General features: G+C 72.7%; 15 protein-coding genes. 9 read left to right on the plus strand and 6 right to left on the minus strand.

The window, feature by feature from the left end:
* Positions 1-11: 11 nt before the first annotated feature.
* Positions 12-1838, minus strand: a complete 1827-nt coding sequence (locus MB828_RS03840; protein WP_301646913.1) for an acyl-CoA dehydrogenase family protein — start codon at positions 1836-1838, stop codon at positions 12-14.
* Positions 1839-2624: 786 nt separating this feature from the next.
* Here MB828_RS03840 and MB828_RS03845 point away from each other — a divergent pair.
* Together MB828_RS03845 and MB828_RS03850 are read left to right on the plus strand one after the other, a co-directional pair.
* Positions 2625-3122 (plus strand): MarR family winged helix-turn-helix transcriptional regulator, encoded by a 498-nt coding sequence (locus MB828_RS03845; RefSeq protein ID WP_046726507.1) that lies wholly within the window; start codon positions 2625-2627, stop codon positions 3120-3122.
* 194 nt (positions 3123-3316) lie between these two features.
* Positions 3317-4921 (plus strand): MFS transporter, encoded by a 1605-nt coding sequence (locus MB828_RS03850; RefSeq protein WP_133027542.1) that lies wholly within the window; start codon positions 3317-3319, stop codon positions 4919-4921.
* 76 nt (positions 4922-4997) lie between these two features.
* Here the strand turns inward: MB828_RS03850 and MB828_RS03855 are convergent, their stop codons facing one another.
* Together MB828_RS03855 and MB828_RS03860 are read right to left on the minus strand one after the other, a co-directional pair.
* Positions 4998-6848 carry a protein kinase domain-containing protein gene (locus MB828_RS03855; protein ID WP_301646914.1) on the minus strand — a complete coding sequence of 617 codons (1851 nt, stop codon included), beginning with the start codon at positions 6846-6848 and terminating at the stop codon, positions 4998-5000.
* A 196-nt stretch (positions 6849-7044) separates the two neighbouring features.
* Positions 7045-7401 carry a winged helix-turn-helix transcriptional regulator gene (locus tag MB828_RS03860; RefSeq protein WP_301646915.1) on the minus strand — a complete coding sequence of 119 codons (357 nt, stop codon included), beginning with the start codon at positions 7399-7401 and terminating at the stop codon, positions 7045-7047.
* A gap of 132 nt (positions 7402-7533) precedes the next feature.
* Between MB828_RS03860 and MB828_RS03865 the strand changes: the two genes are divergently transcribed.
* From MB828_RS03865 to MB828_RS03875, 3 genes are all read left to right on the plus strand, one after another.
* Positions 7534-8184, plus strand: coding sequence for an FMN-dependent NADH-azoreductase (locus MB828_RS03865; RefSeq protein ID WP_133027546.1), 651 nt, complete (start codon positions 7534-7536; stop codon positions 8182-8184).
* Between the two features lie 118 nt (positions 8185-8302).
* Positions 8303-8545: a chaplin gene (locus MB828_RS03870; protein WP_301646916.1), complete on the plus strand. Its 243-nt coding sequence runs from the start codon at positions 8303-8305 to the stop codon at positions 8543-8545.
* Positions 8546-8693: 148 nt separating this feature from the next.
* Entirely contained in the window at positions 8694-10103 is a 1410-nt protein-coding gene (locus MB828_RS03875) for a purine-cytosine permease family protein (protein WP_301646917.1), read from the plus strand.
* On the opposite strand, the gene MB828_RS03880 is transcribed toward MB828_RS03875, so the two are convergent.
* Positions 10100-11104, minus strand: a complete 1005-nt coding sequence (locus MB828_RS03880) for a magnesium transporter CorA family protein (protein ID WP_301646918.1) — start codon at positions 11102-11104, stop codon at positions 10100-10102. The genes MB828_RS03875 and MB828_RS03880 overlap by 4 nt on opposite strands.
* Positions 11105-11200: 96 nt before the next feature.
* On the minus strand, positions 11201-12697 hold the full coding sequence (locus MB828_RS03885; RefSeq protein ID WP_301646919.1) for a PucR family transcriptional regulator: 1497 nt from the start codon (positions 12695-12697) through the stop codon (positions 11201-11203).
* 111 nt (positions 12698-12808) lie between these two features.
* Between MB828_RS03885 and MB828_RS03890 the strand changes: the two genes are divergently transcribed.
* From MB828_RS03890 to MB828_RS03905, 4 genes are all read left to right on the plus strand, one after another.
* Positions 12809-13267, plus strand: coding sequence for a nucleoside deaminase (locus MB828_RS03890; protein ID WP_301646920.1), 459 nt, complete (start codon positions 12809-12811; stop codon positions 13265-13267).
* On the plus strand, positions 13260-14243 hold the full coding sequence (locus MB828_RS03895) for an isopenicillin N synthase family dioxygenase (RefSeq protein ID WP_301646921.1): 984 nt from the start codon (positions 13260-13262) through the stop codon (positions 14241-14243). The genes MB828_RS03890 and MB828_RS03895 overlap by 8 nt, the downstream gene beginning before the upstream one ends.
* 94 nt (positions 14244-14337) lie before the next feature.
* Positions 14338-16428: a hypothetical protein gene (locus MB828_RS03900; RefSeq protein WP_301646922.1), complete on the plus strand. Its 2091-nt coding sequence runs from the start codon at positions 14338-14340 to the stop codon at positions 16426-16428.
* Entirely contained in the window at positions 16428-17975 is a 1548-nt protein-coding gene (locus MB828_RS03905) for a hypothetical protein (RefSeq protein WP_301646923.1), read from the plus strand. The genes MB828_RS03900 and MB828_RS03905 overlap by 1 nt, the downstream gene beginning before the upstream one ends.
* Before the next feature lie 69 nt (positions 17976-18044).
* Here MB828_RS03905 and MB828_RS03910 read toward each other — a convergent pair whose 3' ends face one another.
* Entirely contained in the window at positions 18045-18389 is a 345-nt protein-coding gene (locus MB828_RS03910; RefSeq protein ID WP_301646924.1) for an SRPBCC family protein, read from the minus strand.
* Positions 18390-18403: the final 14 nt, after the last annotated feature.

Genomic DNA, 18403 nt, shown 5'->3' on the forward strand with positions numbered 1-18403 from the left:
GGGTGGGGCGGTCAGGCGACGGCGGGCTCGGTGTCCCCGCCCGCCTCGTGCGTGCCGGGGCCCGCGAGGCGCACGGTGCGCAGCGAGAAGAGTTCGTTGCGGTCCCGCTGCGCGGTCATCCGGTCGAGGAGCTGCCGGGCCGCGGCGGGGTCGAGGTCGCCGGCGTCGTACCGGTGGATCTCCTCGCGGGCGAGGGCGGCCGCCAGCCAGGTGCCGTCGGCGAAGAACGCGTCGAGGTGGTCGCGGTTGTACAGCCAGATGCCGAGCGCGGCGACCTTGGCGTGCAGGGAGCACAGTTCCTCGGCGACCCGGATGAGCCGCGGCGAGGTGGTCTTGGCGGTCTCCGAGGGCTGCGGGGTGCGGGCCGCAGGTGACCGGCGGATCTCCCCGGCCCGTTCGTACAGCGCGTCGAGGTCCCGGCGCAGCCCCTCGGCGCTCTCCCGCAGCGCGGCGAGGCGGGACTCCGGGCAGCCGTCGGTGGCCGCGGTCCCGGCGAGCCGGGCGATCAGCGCGGGCAGGCTCGCGAAGGTGGCGTCCCGGCCGCGGCCGAAGACGCTCACCCGGGCCGGGTCGAAGGCGGGCAGCGGGGCCCGCAGGTCGTACAGGGTGCTCCAGTCCTCGTCCCGGGGCTGCGTGTGGGCCTTGGCCATGGCAGGCAGCTGGAGCGCGATGCTGTCCAGGCAGACCGGCTCGCTGCCGTCGAAGACGGACACGACGGCGCCGTCCCGGAGCATCTTCTGGAACATCCCGGCGTGTTCGGGGGCCCGCATGAAGTACCGGGCTCCCAGCGCGCGGGCGAGCACCTTGGTGCTGGTGTCGACGAGCCGGGCCGCCTGCACCTTGGCGAGGTTGCCCCAGATGCTGAACTCCTCGGTGTACAGGTGGAGTCCGCGCATCGCCACGAGGCTCTCGCACTCGGCGAGCAGCAGGCTGAGGTAGGCGCCGGCGAGGGATTCGGCGACGTACGGGATGTCGCCGGCGGGGCCGCCGTACAGCTGCCGGCCGGCGAGGAAGCCGCCGACCGTGCGGAGCATGGTGTCGCCGGTGCCGAGGGAGAGTCCGGTGCAGAAGGTGCGGGTGACCAGCAGGCCGCGCAGGGCGAGTTCGAGGCCCTCGCCCTCGGCGCCGAGCCGGGCGGAGGCGTCCACCCGGACGTGGTCGAAGGCGACCCCGCTGATGTCGCAGCCGCGCAGGCCGTAGGTGGGGACGCGGGGGACGCCGGAGACCGTGCCGGAGACGATCTGCTCCCGGTCGACGAGGAACAGGGACTGCCGGCGCTTGGCCGGGGTGTCCGCGTCGCCCGTGGTGCCGAGGACCACGACGTGGGTGGCGGTGCGGCCCCGGTTGATGGGCCACTTCTCGCCGGTGAGCACGTACTGGCCGGCGTCGGGGACGGCGGTGAAGTCGTTGCCCGCGAGGTCGGCGCCGTGGCCGTTCTCCGAGTAGGCGAGGCAGGGCACCATGCCGCCGCGCAGCTGGGTGGCGGCGGTCTTCGCCCGCTGTTCGGTGTCTCCGGCGATCCAGGCGAGCATGGTCCACACCTGGGTGCTCTCGCTGACCGCCACGTTCATGTCCCGGCGGGCGAGCACCCGGGTGAGCATCAGGATGTCCTCGGTGGTCCGCAGTTCGCCGCCCAGGGACTCGGGCACGAAATACCGGCTGAATCCGAAGGCCCGGACCTGGTCGATGCCGTCGGCCGGCAGCTCGTCCCGTTCGTCCAGTTCGAGGCCGCGCCGGAACGACACGGAATTGGTGGCCAGTTCCGGATCACCGAGCCACTTTTCGAATTCCTCAGCCAGCGCTGCGGATTCACCGGCCGCAGCAGTGGTCCTACGCATTCTTCTCCCCCAGGGATCGGCGCACGGAAGCGCCGGGAAAATGCCCGCGCGGAAATCCACGCGGACATCACGATGAAACCGGGCAGCCCGAGCGGGGCAGCCGGTACCGAAAAGCGACAGGGCGACGCAAGGGTCTCAGCGCACGTCTGTGAACAGGCATGACGAAGGGACACGGACGCACGGGTGCGCCGCACCGAAGACAGCCCGAAGGGCCGGTGATGTATGGATACGGGACCCTATGCGGGCCCGGAACGACAACCGTTCATGTTTCCCCCGTTGAATTCGAAACGATCTGTCGGGTGAAGGTTCATTGTTTCAACCGACCCCCATGTCGGCTGACGATCCCGCACTCGAACGCTATGTTCTGGACAGTAACAGAGAATCAACTCCGGGCCACGTGACGCGCATCACATCACCTGCGCGACCGTTGCCCAGGGCGCCAATAGAGGTTAAGGACGATTAAATTCCGCAAGACGCCGGCGAATTCCGGATCCGGCACACACACCCCCCACACGCCCCGCCGACGCGCCCCCTCCGGCCCTCCGCTCCCGCCCCCGGGCCGCCCGCGGGATTCCACGGCGGACCTTCCACAACCTTCCGCAACCGGCCACCGGCCACCCGCGACCCCCACCGCCGACCACACCGGAACCCGCCACCCTCCGCCCACTCGGCCACTCGACCCACTCGACCCACCCCCGGTCGCCCACGGGGCCCGGCGCTGTCGCCTTGCGCAAAGCGTTGGTATCTTCGATCGTGGAGAATCAAACGGTTGGAGGGAGCACGCGCATGGCGCCCAGCGGGAACGCCGAGCCGGCCGGGGAACGGCTGTCACCCCGGAAGGACTTCCTCATTGCCGAACGCCCCGGCTACCTGTTGCACAAGGCCGGGCTCGTGCTGGTCGAGGACGTCGAGAAGGCGCTGGCCACGCTCGGCATGCGGATGCGGTACTTCTTCGTGCTGGCCGCACTGGCCGGCGGGCCCGAACTCTCCCAGCAGGACCTCAGTCGGCTGCTCAACCTCGATCCGACCACGGTCGTGACGGTGATCGACGAGATGGAGCGCAACCAGCACGTCGAGCGCCGGCGCAACCCCGCCGACCGCAGGCGCTACAACCTGATCCTCACCGACTCCGGCCGCGAGGCCCTGGCGGCGGCCGACAAGGTGGTCACCGAGACCGAGTCGGCGTTCTTCAGCTGTCTGCCCGAGGGTGAGCGCGACCTGCTGCGGGACATGCTCGGCACCATGCTGGCGGGCCGCTGGCCCGCATCCGTCTGCACCGACTGACCCGACTCCGGTTCCCCTCGCGGGGGCGGCGCTCGGCCCACCGGCCGAGCACCGCCCCCGCTTCCGTGCGCCCACTCCCGGACCGACCGGATCACCGACCGTAGAACTGTCCGATCACTGGAGTCATTGACCACCAGCATTCCAATCATCTAGATTTCCATCATCTACGGATCCTGTTGATTGGAGCCCTTGGCATGTCCGCAGAACGCGCACCGTCTCCCACGAGGTGGTGGACACTCGGGATCGTCGCGCTGGGCTCGTTCATGCTGATGCTGGATCTGAGCGTGGTGTCCATCGCGCTCCCGCAGATCCACAAGTCACTGAACAGCAGCTTCTCCGACCTCCAGTGGGTGTTCGACGCCTACGCCCTCACCCTTGCGATCTTCCTGGTGGCGGCGGGTTCGATCGCCGACCGCGTGGGCCGCAAGAAGGTGTTCCAGGTGGGCTTCGCCATCTTCACCGTGGCCTCGCTGGCCTGCGGTCTGGCCGGTGACGCCACCCTGCTGAGCAGCTTCCGCGCCGTCCAGGGCGTCGGCGCCGCGATCATGTTCGCCGTCGGCCCCGCGCTGCTCAGCGCCGAGTTCCACGGAAAGGAGCGCGCCACCGCCTTCACCGCCTTCGGTGCCGCGGTCGGCCTCGCGGTCGCCGCCGGTCCGCTCATCGGCGGGTCGCTGATCAACGCGCTGTCCTGGCGCTGGATCTTCTACATCAACGTGCCGGTCGGTGTCGCCGCCCTGCTCGTCGGTGCCGTGAAGGTCGGCGAATCGCTCAACAAGCGGGCCCATCCCACCGACTGGAGCGGCCTGACCACCTTCAGCATCGCGCTCGGCGCCCTGGTCTTCGCGACCATCCGGGCCCCCGAGGAGGGCTGGACGAGCGCCCAGACCCTGACGCTCTACGCGGTCAGCGCGGTGTTCCTGGCCGTCTTCGTGCTGATCGAACGCCGGCTCGGCGAGCGCGCCATGATCGACCCCGCGTTCTTCCGCAGCCCGACCTTCGTCGGCATCTCGCTCGTCGCGATGATCGGCAACGCCGGCGCGCTGCCCTCGGTCTTCTTCGAGACCAGCTACCTGGAGAACGTGCTGGGCAACGACGCGTGGGGCGCGGGCCTGCGGTTCCTGCCGCTGACCGGCGCGATGTTCGTGGCGGGCGCGCTCGGCGGCGGACTGATCGGCAAGGTGCCCTTCCGGATCCTGCTGGGCGGCTCCACCGCGGTCATGGGCGTGGGGCTGCTGCTCCTCACCCTGACGCACGCCGACTCGTCGTGGACCGTGCTGATCCCGAGCATGCTGGTCGCCGGTTTCGGCATGGGCGCCTTCAACCCGGCCCGCGCGGCGCTGGCCATCGGGGTGGCCGAACCGGCCAAGTCCGGTGTGGCCTCCGGCATCAACGAGACCTTCCAGCAAGTGGGCATCGCGGTCGGCATCGCCGGGGTGGGCGCGTTCTTCCAGAACCGGGTGACGGACGAGTTCACCTCGTCCGCGGTCGGCAGGCAGCTCGGGCACGACACCGCCGAGCAGGCCGCCCACGGCATCAGCGCGGGTTCCTTCGGCGCGGTCGCCAAGGGTGCGGGCGCGCTCCAGGACCAGGTGCTGGCGGCCGGCCGGGACGCGTTCATGTCGGCCTTCCACAGCGCGATGACCCTGTGCGCGATCCTCGGCTTCATCGCCGCGTTCATCGGGTTCGCCCTGATCCGCACGCAGGACCTGCACGCCAGCGCGCTGTCGACGATCCCGCCGGACGTCGACGAGGAGGGCGAGCTGCGTCCCGACGACGTCGCGGTGGGCGCGGCCGGCTGACCGCTCGCGGCAGCACCCGCACCACCCTTGCCGTCCCGGTGGCCCGTTCCCCACGCCACCGGGGCGGCCGTCGCCGTTACAACAGGGCCTTGACCTGTGCCGCGGTCAACGCCTGCTGGAACACCTGCACTTGCTTGATCGAGCCGGGGAACCAGTCGGACGGGGCGGCACCGGCCGTGGCACGGCCGATCACCAGCGGGCCGTCGGCGGCGACCGGGTCGCCGTCGTCGATGCCGGCCTCCTGGACACCGTCGACGTACAGGAGGAGCTGGTTGCGCCGGCCCTCGTAGACGCCGACCAGATGGGTCCAGACGTCCGGCTTCGGCACGGTGAACGACAGGGCGCGCAGGTCGGGGCGGGCGAAGGCCCAGCGGTTCTCGGCGGCCGAGTACTGGAGGTAGAAGCCGCTGACGTCACCGGCGTCCTGGCTGACGGCGGTGGCGAAGAACGCCGGCAGTCTGCTCAGCGACACCCACGCCGAGACGGTGAAGCCGTGGCCCCTGCCGGTGTGGAGCACCGGGCCCGCGGTCATGATCTGGCTGGTGCCGCCGTCGAACAGCGCGGCCCCGTCCTTTCCCCGCCCCCAGCCGACCGCGGTGGCCGTGCCGTCGTACCGGCCGGTGTCGTCGGCGGCGACGGTGCCCGAGGTCTCCTCCAGCGGCCAGGCGTCGGCCGGCGAGGGCACGGAGACCGAACGGCCGGGACGCGGCGGGGACTTCTTGCTCCCGCCCCGGTTCACGAGGTGCGCGACCGGCACGGCCGCCAGCGCGGCGACGGCGAGGGCTCCCCCGGAGAACAGCAGGGTACGACGGCTCGTGCCCGGCTTCTGCTGGTACGACACCGGGTGCCGGGCGGGGTCGAGCCGGGTGGCCGGGTGGATCGCGGCGGGCCGGGGGGCCGGCTGCGCGGTACCGCCGCCGGACTCCTCTGCGGGCCGCGCGGCCGGATGCGTGAAGTCGGCGTCGGAGCCGACGGGAGGTGGCGCGGCCGGACGCCCGGCCCCGGGGCTCGCCACCGGCGGAACCCGGCCCGTGAAGTCGGGGCCGGCGGGCCGCGGGACCGGGTCTCCGAGGTCGGCCCCGGGGTCCGCGGTGGGTCTCGTGAGGAGGGCCGTGGTGTCGGGCGCCGGCCCGACACGGGTCAGGATCTCCCGCGGGAACGGCCGTCGCGCCGGGTCCTTCACCAGGCAGGCGGCGACGAGCTCGGCGAGCGCCGGGTCGGTGACGGCGCTGATGTCGGGGTCGTCGTGCACGACCCGGTAGAGCAGCGCCGGCGTGGGCCCGTCACCGAACGGGTTGCCGCCCGTCGCCGCGTACGCGAGCACCGCGCCCAGCGAGAACACGTCGCTCGCGCCGGTCACCTCGCCGCCCGCGACCTGTTCCGGCGACATGAACCCGGGCGAGCCGACCATCAGCCCGGCCCGGGTGATCGTCGCCGACTCGACACTGCGGGCGATCCCGAAGTCGATGACCCGCGGCCCGTCCTCGGCGAGCAGCACGTTCGACGGCTTGAGGTCACGGTGGACCAGCCCGGCCGCGTGGATGGAGGTGAGCGCCTCGGCCAGCCCGGCGGCGAGCGCGAGCACCTCGGCGGCGGGCAGCGGACCCCGCTCGGTCACCGCCTGCTGCAACGACGGCCCCGCGATGTAGCTGGTCACCAGCCACGGCAGCGGGGCGTCCGGATCGGCGTCCACGACGGGGGCGGTGAAGGCACCGCTGACCTTGCGCGCGGCCGCCACCTCGCGGCGGAACCGGCTCCTGAACTCGGGCTGCCCCGCGACCAGTTCGGCGTGCACGACCTTCACGGCGACGGCCCGGCCGCCCGGTGACCGCCCCAGGAAGACCCGGCCCATCCCGCCGGCGCCGAGCCGCCTCAGCAACTGGTACTCGCCGACGGAGCGGGGGTCGCCCGGCTCCAGAGCTGCCACGATCCCTCCCACGCCGACCCGCTCCCCCTGAGACCCGGTCAGCATAGGACCGCCGGGAGCGGTGGTCGGCCGATTCCGGTCCGTGCGGGGCAAGTTGCCCTCGGGTCTGCCCTTGGGGACCTGTGGCGGGCGGGCGCGGGTCCGGTGCGGTCCGGCCGAGGACCAGGACGCGGCCCAGCAGGGGCCGGGGCGCGGCCTAGCAGGGGCCGGGGCCGTCGGGCAGGTGGTCCTTCGCCCACTGGCCGAGCTCCTTGAGGGAGGGCTCCAGGGCGGCGCCCGCCGGGGTGAGGCGGTAGGCGACGCGCAGCGGGGGGCCCTCGTCGACCTCGCGCAGTACGAGTCCGGCGGCACCGAGTTCGGCGAGGCGGTCGGAGAGCATGCGTTCGCTGATGCCGGGGATGGCGCGGCGCAGGTTGGCGAAGTGGGTGGGCTGGTCCATCAGGACGGACAGGATCGGGCCGTTCCAGCGCTTGCCGAGCACCTGGAAGACGCGCGTGATGCCGACGTCCACGCCTTTGCACTGTTCCGGGTCATGGGCCTGCTCCACCGCCATGGGATCAGGGTACAGCCTCACCATCAGGTGGTGAAAAAAAGTAAGTACCTGTGCTATCTATAGCTGAGTACGAATCCTCAGCCCCGCGGTCACGCGTCGGGCTGTCTGCCCCGTTTTGTCTGGAGTTCCCCCATGGCCACCCTTCTCCACATCGACTCCTCGCTCCTCCCCGGCGAGATGTCCGCCTCCCGCACCGTCACCGACGCCTTCCGCAAGGCGTGGCAGGAGCAGCACCCCGACGGCACGGTGATCTACCGCGACCTGGCGGCGGAGCCGGTGCCGCACATCACCGCGGCCTCCCACCTCGCCGGTTTCGCCGACCCCGCCACGCACACCCCCGAGCAGGCCGAGGCCTTCGCGGCCCGCGTGCGCCTGATAGAGGAGCTGGAGCAGGCGGACGCGGTGCTCATCGGCGCCCCGATGTACAACTTCACGATCCCCTCGACGCTCAAGGCATGGCTGGACAACGTCGTGCTGTTCGGCCGCACCGGCGGTGAGAACCCGTCCGCCAAGGGCACCCCGGTCACCGTGGTGGCCAGCCGCGGCGGTTCGTACGCGCCGGGCACTCCCCGTGAGCCGTTCGAGTACGTCCAGAACTACCTGGCCGCGCTCCTCGGCGAAGCCCTCGGCCTGGAGGTCGACTTCATCGTCCCGGAGCTGACCATGGCCCCGCAGAACCCGGCGATGGCCGAACTGGTGCCGCTCTACGAGGCGTCCCGTGACCGCGCCCTCCAGGAGGCGGCCGGCAAGGCGAAGGAGCTGGCGGAGCGCCTCGCCGCGTAGGGCGCGGTCTTCTCGGCGACAAGGGCCGATTGCACCGATCGGCCCAGCAGCGCATGCGGGCCCGGTGGCGGGCGGTTGTGATGGACGCGTCCCCACCCCGACGCCCCAGGAGGCAGTCATGCGCATCCGTTCCCTCGCCGTCACCGGCGCCGTCGCCGCGGCCCTCGCCCTCGGCGGCACCACCGCAGCCTTCGCCGACAACGGCGCGGACGCCTCCGGCACCGCGTCCAACAGTCCCGGACTGCTGTCGGGCAACGTCGTCGAGGTCCCGGTCAGCATCCCGATCAACGCGTGCGGCGACAGCATCGACCTGATCGGCGTGCTCAACCCGGCCGCCGGCAACACCTGCACCAACGGCTGACCGGTCCGCAGGTACCGCCAGAGGACTTCCGGAGGACGACGCGCCCTCCGGAATTTCTCTGTGCGTGCAGGTTGTACGCCGGTGAGCCGTCCGAAACGGACAGTGCGCCCCTGGGCCAGGGCGGGGGCGAACCCGACACTTACCTCGTATGACGACAGCTCCCGCCGGTTCCACCAGCAGTATCGCCCCCGCGTACGGCGACCGGGTCATCGCCGTGGAGGCGGCGGGCTCGGAGCCGATCCCCGACGCCGAACGCCACGGCGGCCCCCTCCAGTTGCTCTGGACCTGGGCCTCTCCCAACATCGAGTTCGCGACCGTCTACATCGGCGTGATCGCGGTCCTCTTCTTCGGTCTCGACTTCTGGACGGCGACCGCCGCGATCCTGCTGGGCACCGCGCTCGGCGCCCTCACCCAGGGCGTACTGTCGCTGGACGGCCCGCGGTTCGGCGTCCCGCAGATGGTGATCGGCCGGTTCTCCTTCGGCCGCCTCGGCAACATCCTGCCCGCCGCCGCCAACGGACTCCTCGCGGGCGTCGGCTGGTTCGCGGTGAACAGCGTGAGCGCGGCCTTCGCCCTGAACACCCTGACCGGCCTGCGCCCGCTCCCCTCCCTCCTCCTCGTCGTGGTCGCGGAGATCCTGATCGGGTTCATCGGCCACAACTTCGTGCACACCTTCGAGAAGTACGCGTTCCCGGCGCTCGCGGTCGTCTTCCTGCTCGCCGGGGTGTGGACGTTCAAGGACGCCGACCTCGGCGGGGGCGGCTCCGGCGGCGGCATCGGCGGTTTCCTGCTCGCGTTCAGCGCGGCCTGGGGCTACGCGGCCGGCTGGAACCCGTACGCCACCGACTACTCCCGCTACCTGCCGCGCACCGCGGACAAGGTGAGGACCGTGCTGTGGCCGGCCGTCGGCCTGTTCGTGTCCGTCTCGATCGTCGCCGTCATCGGCGCGGCCTCGGCGACCACCGTCGCCCCGAAGGACGCCACCCCCACCGCCGCCTTCACCGGCCACCTGCCCGGCTGGCTCGGCGACCTCGTGCTGCTCGCCATCATGCTCGGCGGCATCTCGGCGAACGCCCTCAACGTGTACTCCGGCGCGATCTCCATCGCCTCCTTCGGCCTGCGGCTGCCGACCTGGCTCAGCCGCAGCGCGCTGGTCGTGGTGTCCGGCATCGCCGGTACGGCGGCGGCCTGGGCCTCGCTCGACGACGCGGGCGCCGCTTACGAGGCGTTCCTGCTGGTCATCGCGTACTGGGTGGCGCCCTGGCTGGGTGTGGTCCTGGTGGAGCGGTGGTTGCAGGGCCGTACCGCGACCGACGAGGAGCTGGCCGCCCGGCTGACCGACCCCACCTTCACCAACTGGCCGGGTCTGGCGGCCCTGTTGGCCGGCGTCGCGGTCTCCGTCCCGCTCTTCTCCAACCAGGAGGACTATGTGGGATACGTCCCGAAGCACTGGCCGTCCTTCGGCGACATCACCCCCCTGATCGGCTTCACGGTGAGCGCCCTCCTCTACACGGCCCTGCGCAAACGCACCCGCGCACAGGCGCCCCGGCACACCTAGTCGTCGTCCCGGAGCCGGCGCCAGATGCGGCTGCGGTGCAGCAGGAAGAGCGAACCGAGCACGGCGACCAGCTGGAGGCCCACGGCGAGCAGCCAGAACTCGTCCCTGGTCTCCAGCCGGTTCGTCAGGAACTCGAAGTTCATGCCGAAGAACCCGGTAAGGAACGACAGCGGCAGGAAGATCACGGACACGATGGCCAGCCGGTTGATCACACCGTTCTGTTCGCCCGCGACCAGGGACCCGTAGCTCGCGAAGGCCCGGCGGGTGGCGTCCTGGAGGGACTCGATGTCCGCGAGGACCAGGCGCCCCGCCCGCTGGAACTCCTGGGCGAGCCGCTGCCGTTCCACCGGGAAGTCACGGCTCATCATCCTGCGGGTGATCACCTCGTCGATCCCCTGGAGGTAGGGCAGCAGCGCGTGGTGCAGGACGGCGGAGTGGCGGCGCAGCTGGGAGAGCTGGTAGATCTGCTCGGGGCGCCGCGCCTCGAACATGTCGTCCTCCAGTTCCTCCACCTGGAGCAGGGCGTCCACCGCGGCCCGGCGGAACGTCGAGAGCGCCTCCTGGAGCAGCAGGAACAGCGTGGCCACGGTGTCGTGCGGGCGTTCCCGCCGCACCTGGGCCGTGATGGCCCGCTCCAGCCCGGCCCGGCGGCCCCAGTGGACGATCAGCAGGTGGCGGTCGGAGGCCAGGACATGCACGGCCGCGACCCCGCCCTCGTGGACCACCGGTACGACGAACCCGGCGGTGTCGCCCAGGAACTCGGCCCGCGGGGACGCGTCCTGCCGGCCGAACCACTCCAGGTCCTCGTCGTCCAGGCCGAGCCGCCGGACCAGCGGCTCCTCCGTCAGGTCCGCCTCCTCGGGCAGCTCGACGCCGAGGAGCAGGAACGGGTCCGTGGCGAGCCGGCGGCGTGCCTCGGCCACGGAGATGCGCGCGGTGTCGCCGTCCGGCACCGCCACCACCGTCACGATCATCGCCTCACCGCCGGTCCCGTGGCCCACGCTCCCAGCGTGTGCGCGGCGGACGGGGCACGCACCCGGATGCCCTCGGGTGCCGCGCGGGACTGCCTCGAACGGGTGAGGTCCCGGGCCGGTGTCTCAGGCCACCGTCCGCAGCCCCGGTGACCGGGCCGCGCCGGTGCCCCGCACCACCCGGTGCGCGCAGGCCGCCGTCAGCAGCTCCCCCAGCAGGTCCGGATCGTCGATCTCCAGGCCGAGCAGCGACTCGATGCGCTCCAGCCGCTGGTAGAGGGACTGGCGGCCGATGTGCAGGAGGGCGGCCGTGCGGGTCGGGGAGCAGCCGTGGCGCAGATGCACCTCCAGGGTGCGGACCAGATCGCTGGCGTGTGCCGCCTCCCAGGCCAGCAACGCCCCCAGGGTGCCCTGGACCAGGGCGGCGAGGCGGTCCCGGTTGGCGGCGATCCCGCCCCGGGTCAGCTCGCGTTCCAGGGCCAGGGCACGGGCGGAGGTCACCAACGGGCCCTTGGCCGGGCCGGGTTCGGCGGGCGGCACGGTCAGCGCGAGTTCCAGACTGGCCCGCGCCGCCCGCAGGGTCTCGCTCCAGTGCAGCCAGCCCGCCCCGGCGTCGACGGCGTGCCCGACGGCGACGGTGATCCCGGACACGACGGCGGCCCCGGCGGCGGCACCGACCAAGGCCGCACCGAGCCCGGAGGCGGTACCAACCCCGGAGGCCGCACCGAACCCCGAAGCCGCACCAAGCCCCGAGGCGGCACCTAGCGCCGAAGCCGCACCAAGCCCCGAAGCGGCACCAAGCCCCGAGGCGGCGCCTAGCCCCGAAGCCGCACCAAGCCCCGAGGCCGCGCCGAGACCGGGGGCGGCGGCCGTGCGGAAGGCTTCCTGGACGGCGCGGACCGGGTCGCCCGCCCCGGGGCCGCCGGCCGTGCCCCGGCTGTCGGCCGGCAGCGCGAGCAGGGCCAGGACGTCTCCGGGGAACGCCGCCCGGAGCACCGCGGCTCCGCCCAGCAGCCGTACCGCCCGGTCCACGGTGCCGGTCTCCCGCGGCCCGTGCACCGACACCCCGATGAGGCGCGCCCCCGGCCCCGGACGGAATCCGGCGAGCGCCGCGCGGGCGTCCACCTCGGGCTGGTTGAGCGCGGCCCGGTCGGCCAGGTCGGCCAGCAGGGCCGCCGTGTGGTCGTCGCCCCGGGGGAGGGCCGCCGACCGCCCGGACAGCCCGCGCGCGACGATCGCCCGGTTGGCGGCCTCCGTGATCCGGACGAAGGGCACGACCCGGTGCAGGGCCAGCAGGGGCAGGCCGAGCCGGCGGGCCTCGTCGGTCACCTCCGCGGGCATGGCGGGCAGGGCCCGGCCGACCTCCACCGCGAGACCGGCCGCGCCGCGTGCGGTCAGTTCCCGGACGTAGCGGCGGCGCACCTCCTCGGCCGCGTCGGTCAGCCCGAAGCCGTTGGTGAGGAGCAGTTCGCCGCCGTCCAGGAAGTTGGCTCCCTCGTAGACCTCGCTGGAGTGCACCCAGCGGACGGGACGGTCGAGGGCGTCCTCTCCGGCGAGCAGTTCGGGGCGGGCCGCCAGCACCAGATCGAGGGCCAGGACTTCGCGGAGGGTGAGTGCGGGCACGGGGACCTCCAGGGCGCGGAGCGCGGCGCTGACATTTCGTCCGGCTGCGGGTTGCCCGGAGGGTACTTTCCGCACGTTGCCCCGGTGTTTCGGCCACAGGAGAGTGAAGTCATGAAGCCTTTGGACCAGGAACAGGCCCGCGCCTGGCTCGCCACCGCGGTCACCGAGGCCCGCGCCGGTCTCGCCGAGGGGGGCATCCCCATCGGGGCCGCGCTCTACGGCGCCGACGGCGAGCCGCTCGGCCGCGGGCACAACCGTCGCGTCCAGGACGGCGACCCGTCCATGCACGCCGAGACGGCCGCCTTCCGCGCGGCGGGACGGCAGCGGACGTACCGGGGCACCACCATGGTGACCACCCTGTCCCCCTGCTGGTACTGCTCCGGCCTGGTCCGTCAGTTCGGCATCTCGCGTGTCGTGATCGGCGAGGCGGCCACCTTCCACGGCGGCCACGACTGGCTCGCCGAGCACGGTGTGGAGATCGTCCTGCTGGACGACCCGGAGTGCGTCGGACTGATGCGTGACTTCATCGACACCAACCCGGCTCTGTGGAACGAGGACATCGGTGAATAGCACGAGTGCCGGCTCCGGCCCCTGGATCCCCACCATCGACCTGCGGCCCTGGCTGGACGGCGACGAGGCCGGCCGGCGGGAGACCGCCCGGACCGTCGACGCGGCCCTGCGGACCGCCGGCTTCCTGCTCGTCACCGGGCACGGGGTCGCCCCGGAGCTGCGCGCCGCGGTACGGGCGGCCGCCCGCGCGTTCTTCGCGCTGCCCGCCGAGACGAAGGCCGCGTACGAGGCGAAGGTCGGCGGTCGGGGGTGGCTGGGCCCGAAGGCGGAGGCCAACGGCTACTCCGAGGGCACCGAGACCCCGCCGGACCTGAAGGAGTCGCTGACCTTCGCGACCCACGAGCCCTTCGCGGACCCGGTGGTCAACGCCGAGTGGTACGCGCCCAACGTGTGGCCGGCCGAGATCCCCGAACTGCGCACGCTCTGCGAGGAGTACCTGGAGCGGATGGCGGAGCTGGAGAAGGAACTGCTGTCCCTGCTGGGGTACGCGCTCGGCCTCGAACGGGACTTCTTCAGCCGGCACATGGACCATCCGACGTACGGCTTCAACATCAACTGGTACCCGGGGACCGACGTCATCGGCGAGCCCGAGCCGGGGCAGTTCCGGATCGGCCCGCACACCGACTTCGGCACGGTGACCATCCTGGACCGGCAGGCCGGCAAGGGCGGACTCCAGGTCTTCACCGACGACGGCGGCTGGGAGGACGCGCCCTTCGACCCGGCGGCCCTCACCATCAACATCGGGGATCTGATGGCCCGTTGGACCGGCGACCGCTGGCGTTCCGGCCGCCACCGGGTGCTCCCCCCGCCCGCCGACGCCCCCGCGGAGGAGCTGATGTCCCTCGTCTATTTCGGCGAGTGCACCCCGGGCACCACCGTCGAGTCCGTACCGGCACCGGTCGGACGGGTGACGTATCCACCGGTGGACTCGCACGTCTACCTGAGGGAGAAACTGAACTCGATCACCGTCGGCTGATCTCATAGCGTCAGGATTCGTGACCCAACAGTCATCACGCGATCTGGCCCGAAGCAACGCCCCCTTTCTACACTTGCGTTGAGGGGGGACTGCCTTGCACAGACGGTTGCACGGGCGAGGGGCGCTGTTCGATGTCGAGCCGGCCGGGCTCGTGCCGAGAATCGTCGGGTTACGGCCGTACCAGCACCGTACCCATCCTCTGGAACACCCCGGCGAGCTGCCGTTCGTCGTGCTGACCGGGGCGCGGGGGCTCGGCAAGAGCGCGGTGCTGGGCGAGTTGCGGGACGCCTACCAGCGGCACACCCCGGTCGCGCTGGTCGACTGCGCGGAGGCGCAGTTCGCGGCGCCGCCCGCCGAGCGGCCCGCCGAGTCCTGGTCGCCGCTCGCGCAGGCCCTGCTGGTCGTCGCCGAACAGCTCGCCGAACCGGTGACGGGCGCCGGCCGGATCACCTTCCCGCGGCTGATGTCCGGCCTGGTCGCGGTGGCCGCCGGGGGCTGGGGCGACGCCGACTCGGAGCGGATCCGGCGCGAGGTGGAACGGATCCTGCTGCTGGGCGAGAGCGGCTCGTGGATCAGCGGGTTCGCCGGGCGGTGGGCCGGGAAGGTCGCCGCGAAGGTGGTGGCCGCCGCGACCGGCACCGGACCGCTGGTGTCCGGCGCCATCGAGGCCACCCTGGAGTCGGTCGCCGAGGGCTTCGCCAGCCGCCGCCACCAGAAGGCGTCGGTCTGGTACCGCAGCTACCCGAACGCGGGCGGCCACGCCCAGCGCGGACTGATCCTGCTCTCCGGGCACTTCCGGGCCGGCGGCACCTCCCGCGAGCACGCCGAGCGGTACCTCGTCCGGGCCCTGCTCGCCGATCTGACCGAGGCGTACACGGGGGTGCTGCCGCGCATGCAGCGGCTCGGCCGTCCGCTGGTACTGGTCGACAACGCCCAGACCGGACCGGGACCGGCACTGCTGGACGCGGTGCTGCGCGACCGCGCCGACGGCGTCGCCGACCACGTGGCGTTCGTCGCCGGAGTCCGCGGCGACGGCCGCGAGCTGCTGCGCAACGCCGTCCGGCGGGAGCTGCCCGAGGTCGCCCGGCGCACCGAATGGACACCGGACGCGGCCGCGCCGTCCTCGCGGGCCCTGCTGGTCGCCCTCCCGCCGCTGAGCCCCGACGACACCCTGCACCTCGTGGACACCCCCGGCGCGCCCCGGCTCGCACCTGCCGTGCACCGGCTGACCGGCGGCAACCCGCTGGGCGTCGCCCTGCTCGCCGAGACGGCCGTACAGAACCCGGAGCGGACCGGCGCGCTCGGCGAACTGCTCACGGCCGGCGTACGGCTCACCGACGAGGGCCCGGCCGCGCCCGCGCACCTCCAGCTCCTCGACCGGCTGGTCCCGGCGGACCGGCTGGAGGAGCTGACGGTCCTCGCCGCCGCCCACGACCACGACTCCGCGTGCGCACTGGCCGCCGCGCTGCTCCCGGACGACTTCGGTCCCGCCGACGTACGGGCCCTGCAGAGCCGGCTGGCCCGGGAGGGGCTGCCGGCCGCACCCGGCCAGTTCGTCGGCGACCCGTTCGTCCGCACGCTCCTGCTGCTCAGGCTGCACCTGCGGGACGCCGACCACAGCGGCTGGCGCACCGCCCACGAGACGCTGATCGCGCACTACGCCGAGTATCTGGGCACCGACCGGCTCGCCCCCTTCCGGCTCCACCACCAGCTGGCCCTCGGCAAGGCCGGGCCCTCGGTCGCCCACCTCCGCGACGGCTTCGCGCTCCTGGACGCCCGGAGCTGGCTGCGCACCCTGCGCTTCATCGCCTCCGCCCCCTACTTCCACGCCCATGACGCCGAGGGCCACGACTCCACCGGCCACGGCGACCGGCGGACGGCGGTGGCGCTCGGCCGCACGGACGCGCGGCAGCCGGTGCCGGAGGGCGTGGACGCCGTACTCCACCTGCGGGTACGGCGGGTGCTGCACGCCGTGTGGCAGCTCGCCGATCCGCTGGTGCTGCCCGACCCGAAGGTGGCCGACCGGCTGCGCTTCGAACTGGAGCAGCTGTCCAACCTGCGGCCGGCCGGCAACGCGCTGCTGTGGCGGGCCTCCCGGGACTGGCCGGCGGCGGCGCTCGCGGGGCGGCCGCTGGCGGAACCGGACGACGACGAGGGCGACGACGAGCGGAGCGGGGTGGCGTGATGGCGGGGCGGGGCGTGGGCACGTGCTTGCGTGAAGGTGTCTGGGAGATCCCGCTGCGCCGCTATCTGGCCCTGCTGGTCACGCTGTGCCTGCTGACGGGCCTGTTCTTCGGCGTGCGCACGCTCACCCACGACGACCGCTCCTGCGCGCCCGGGGTGGCCCGGCCGGAGGGCAGCGACGAGTGCGTGGGGGTGGCGACGACGGCGTACGACTTCGGGCACCCGCAGCTGCGGCCCACCGTGCGGGCCATCGCCAGGGAGAACGCCCGCCTGAAGGCCGGGAGTTACGTCACGGTCGCGGTGATGCTGCCGTACACCTCGACGGCGGCGGCGAACCTCGCCGACATCCAGCACGAGCTCCAGGGCGCCTACCTGGCCCAGTACCAGGCCAACCACGCCTCCAACGGGGAGTCCCCCGCGATCCGGCTGGTGCTGGCCAACCCCGGGGCGACCAGCCGGTACTGGCAGGAGATGGTCACCCGGCTCGCCGCCATGACCGGCGGCACCGACCGGCTGCGGGCGGTGGCGGGGGTCGGGCAGAGCACCGACGCCAACATGAAGGCCGTCAAGGAGCTGACCCGGCTGGGGATTCCGGTGATCGGGTCGTCGATCACGGCGGACGACCTCGCCAACGGGCAGGGTGGCGGGGACCCCTACCCCGGCCTGGCGCGGGTGTCACCGACGAACACCGACGAGGCGCACGCCCTCGCCTCCTTCGCGAAGGTCAGCGCGGGCCGGGCGATGCTGGTGTACGACCGCCCCGGCGACCCGTACACCCGGACGCTGCAGACCTCGTTCGAGGCGCTCATCAAGGGGTCTCCGCACCTCTCGCAGCCGTTCACCCCGCCGGCCGACCGCAGCGAGGAGGGGACGACCGCGAACACGTTCCGGCAGATCGCCCTGCTGATCTGCGGCACCCCGCGGTCCATCGACACGGTCCTGTTCGCCGGACGCCACACCCAGCTGCGGCAGTTCATCAACGCGCTGGGCGCACGGGGGTGCCAGGACCGGAGGTTCACGGTGCTGACCGGGGACGAGGGGTCGTACCTGACCGGGGAGCGGAGCCTGCACCGCAACGTGCTGGGGCCGACGCTCACCGTCCGGTACACCGCGCTGGCCCATCCGGACGCGTGGGGCAGGGGCAGCCCGCGGACGGGCGGATCGGCGGCGGACATGGCGGCGCTGACCGAGCTGCTGAAGAGCGCGGTGCGGGCGCCGGTGGGGCCGGTCGGGCCGGTGGCCCTGGAGGACGGGCAGCTGATCATCGCGTACGACGCGATGCGGCTCGCGGTGCACGGGATCCGGGAGGCGGTGCCGGAGGGGAGGTCGGTGCCGACGCTGGCCGATGTGGGCTTGCAGTGGCCGCAGGTGAAGGGGCCGCTGCGGGTGGACGGGGCGAGCGGGTGGATCTGCCTCGACGTGCACGGGAATCCGTACGACAAGGCGGTGCCGGTGGTGGAGCTGCGGCCGGGGGGTGGGTCGCGGTTCGTGACCATCGCGTGGCCAGAGGGGAAGCCGCCGGGTGCGGAGTGTCTGCCGCCGTCTTAGGCCGCGGGCCCGGGGGGGCTGGTCGCGCAGTTCCCCGCGCCCCTGAAAACAGGCGCTTCGCGCCTGTTTTCATTGCAGTGATGCGGCCAGGCGTTCGAAACGGGCTCGCCAGGTCTGTTCCGACTCGGTGCCGCCCTCGTGCGTGAAGCGCAGGATGCTGGCCGTCTCGCCGTCCGGTTCCAGGTGGAAGCGGATTCTGCCGCCCGGGTCGACCGTGTACTCGGCGATGCGGTCGACGTCCCAGGCGGTGACCGTGCCGGTGCCCAGCTCGCCGAGGGTGACCGTGCCGCCCAGTCTCGGTTGCAGGACGTCCGTGGGGGTGAACCAGGCGGCCAGGCCCTCCGGGGTGGAGAGGCTGGGCCAGACCTGGTCCATCGGCCTCGGCAGTCGTGTCAGCAGCTGGAGGACGGCCATGGGACCAGTGTCGC

It is taken from the genome of Streptomyces arenae (assembly GCF_022343545.1).
GTDB classification, from domain to species: Bacteria; Actinomycetota; Actinomycetes; order Streptomycetales; family Streptomycetaceae; genus Streptomyces; species Streptomyces humi.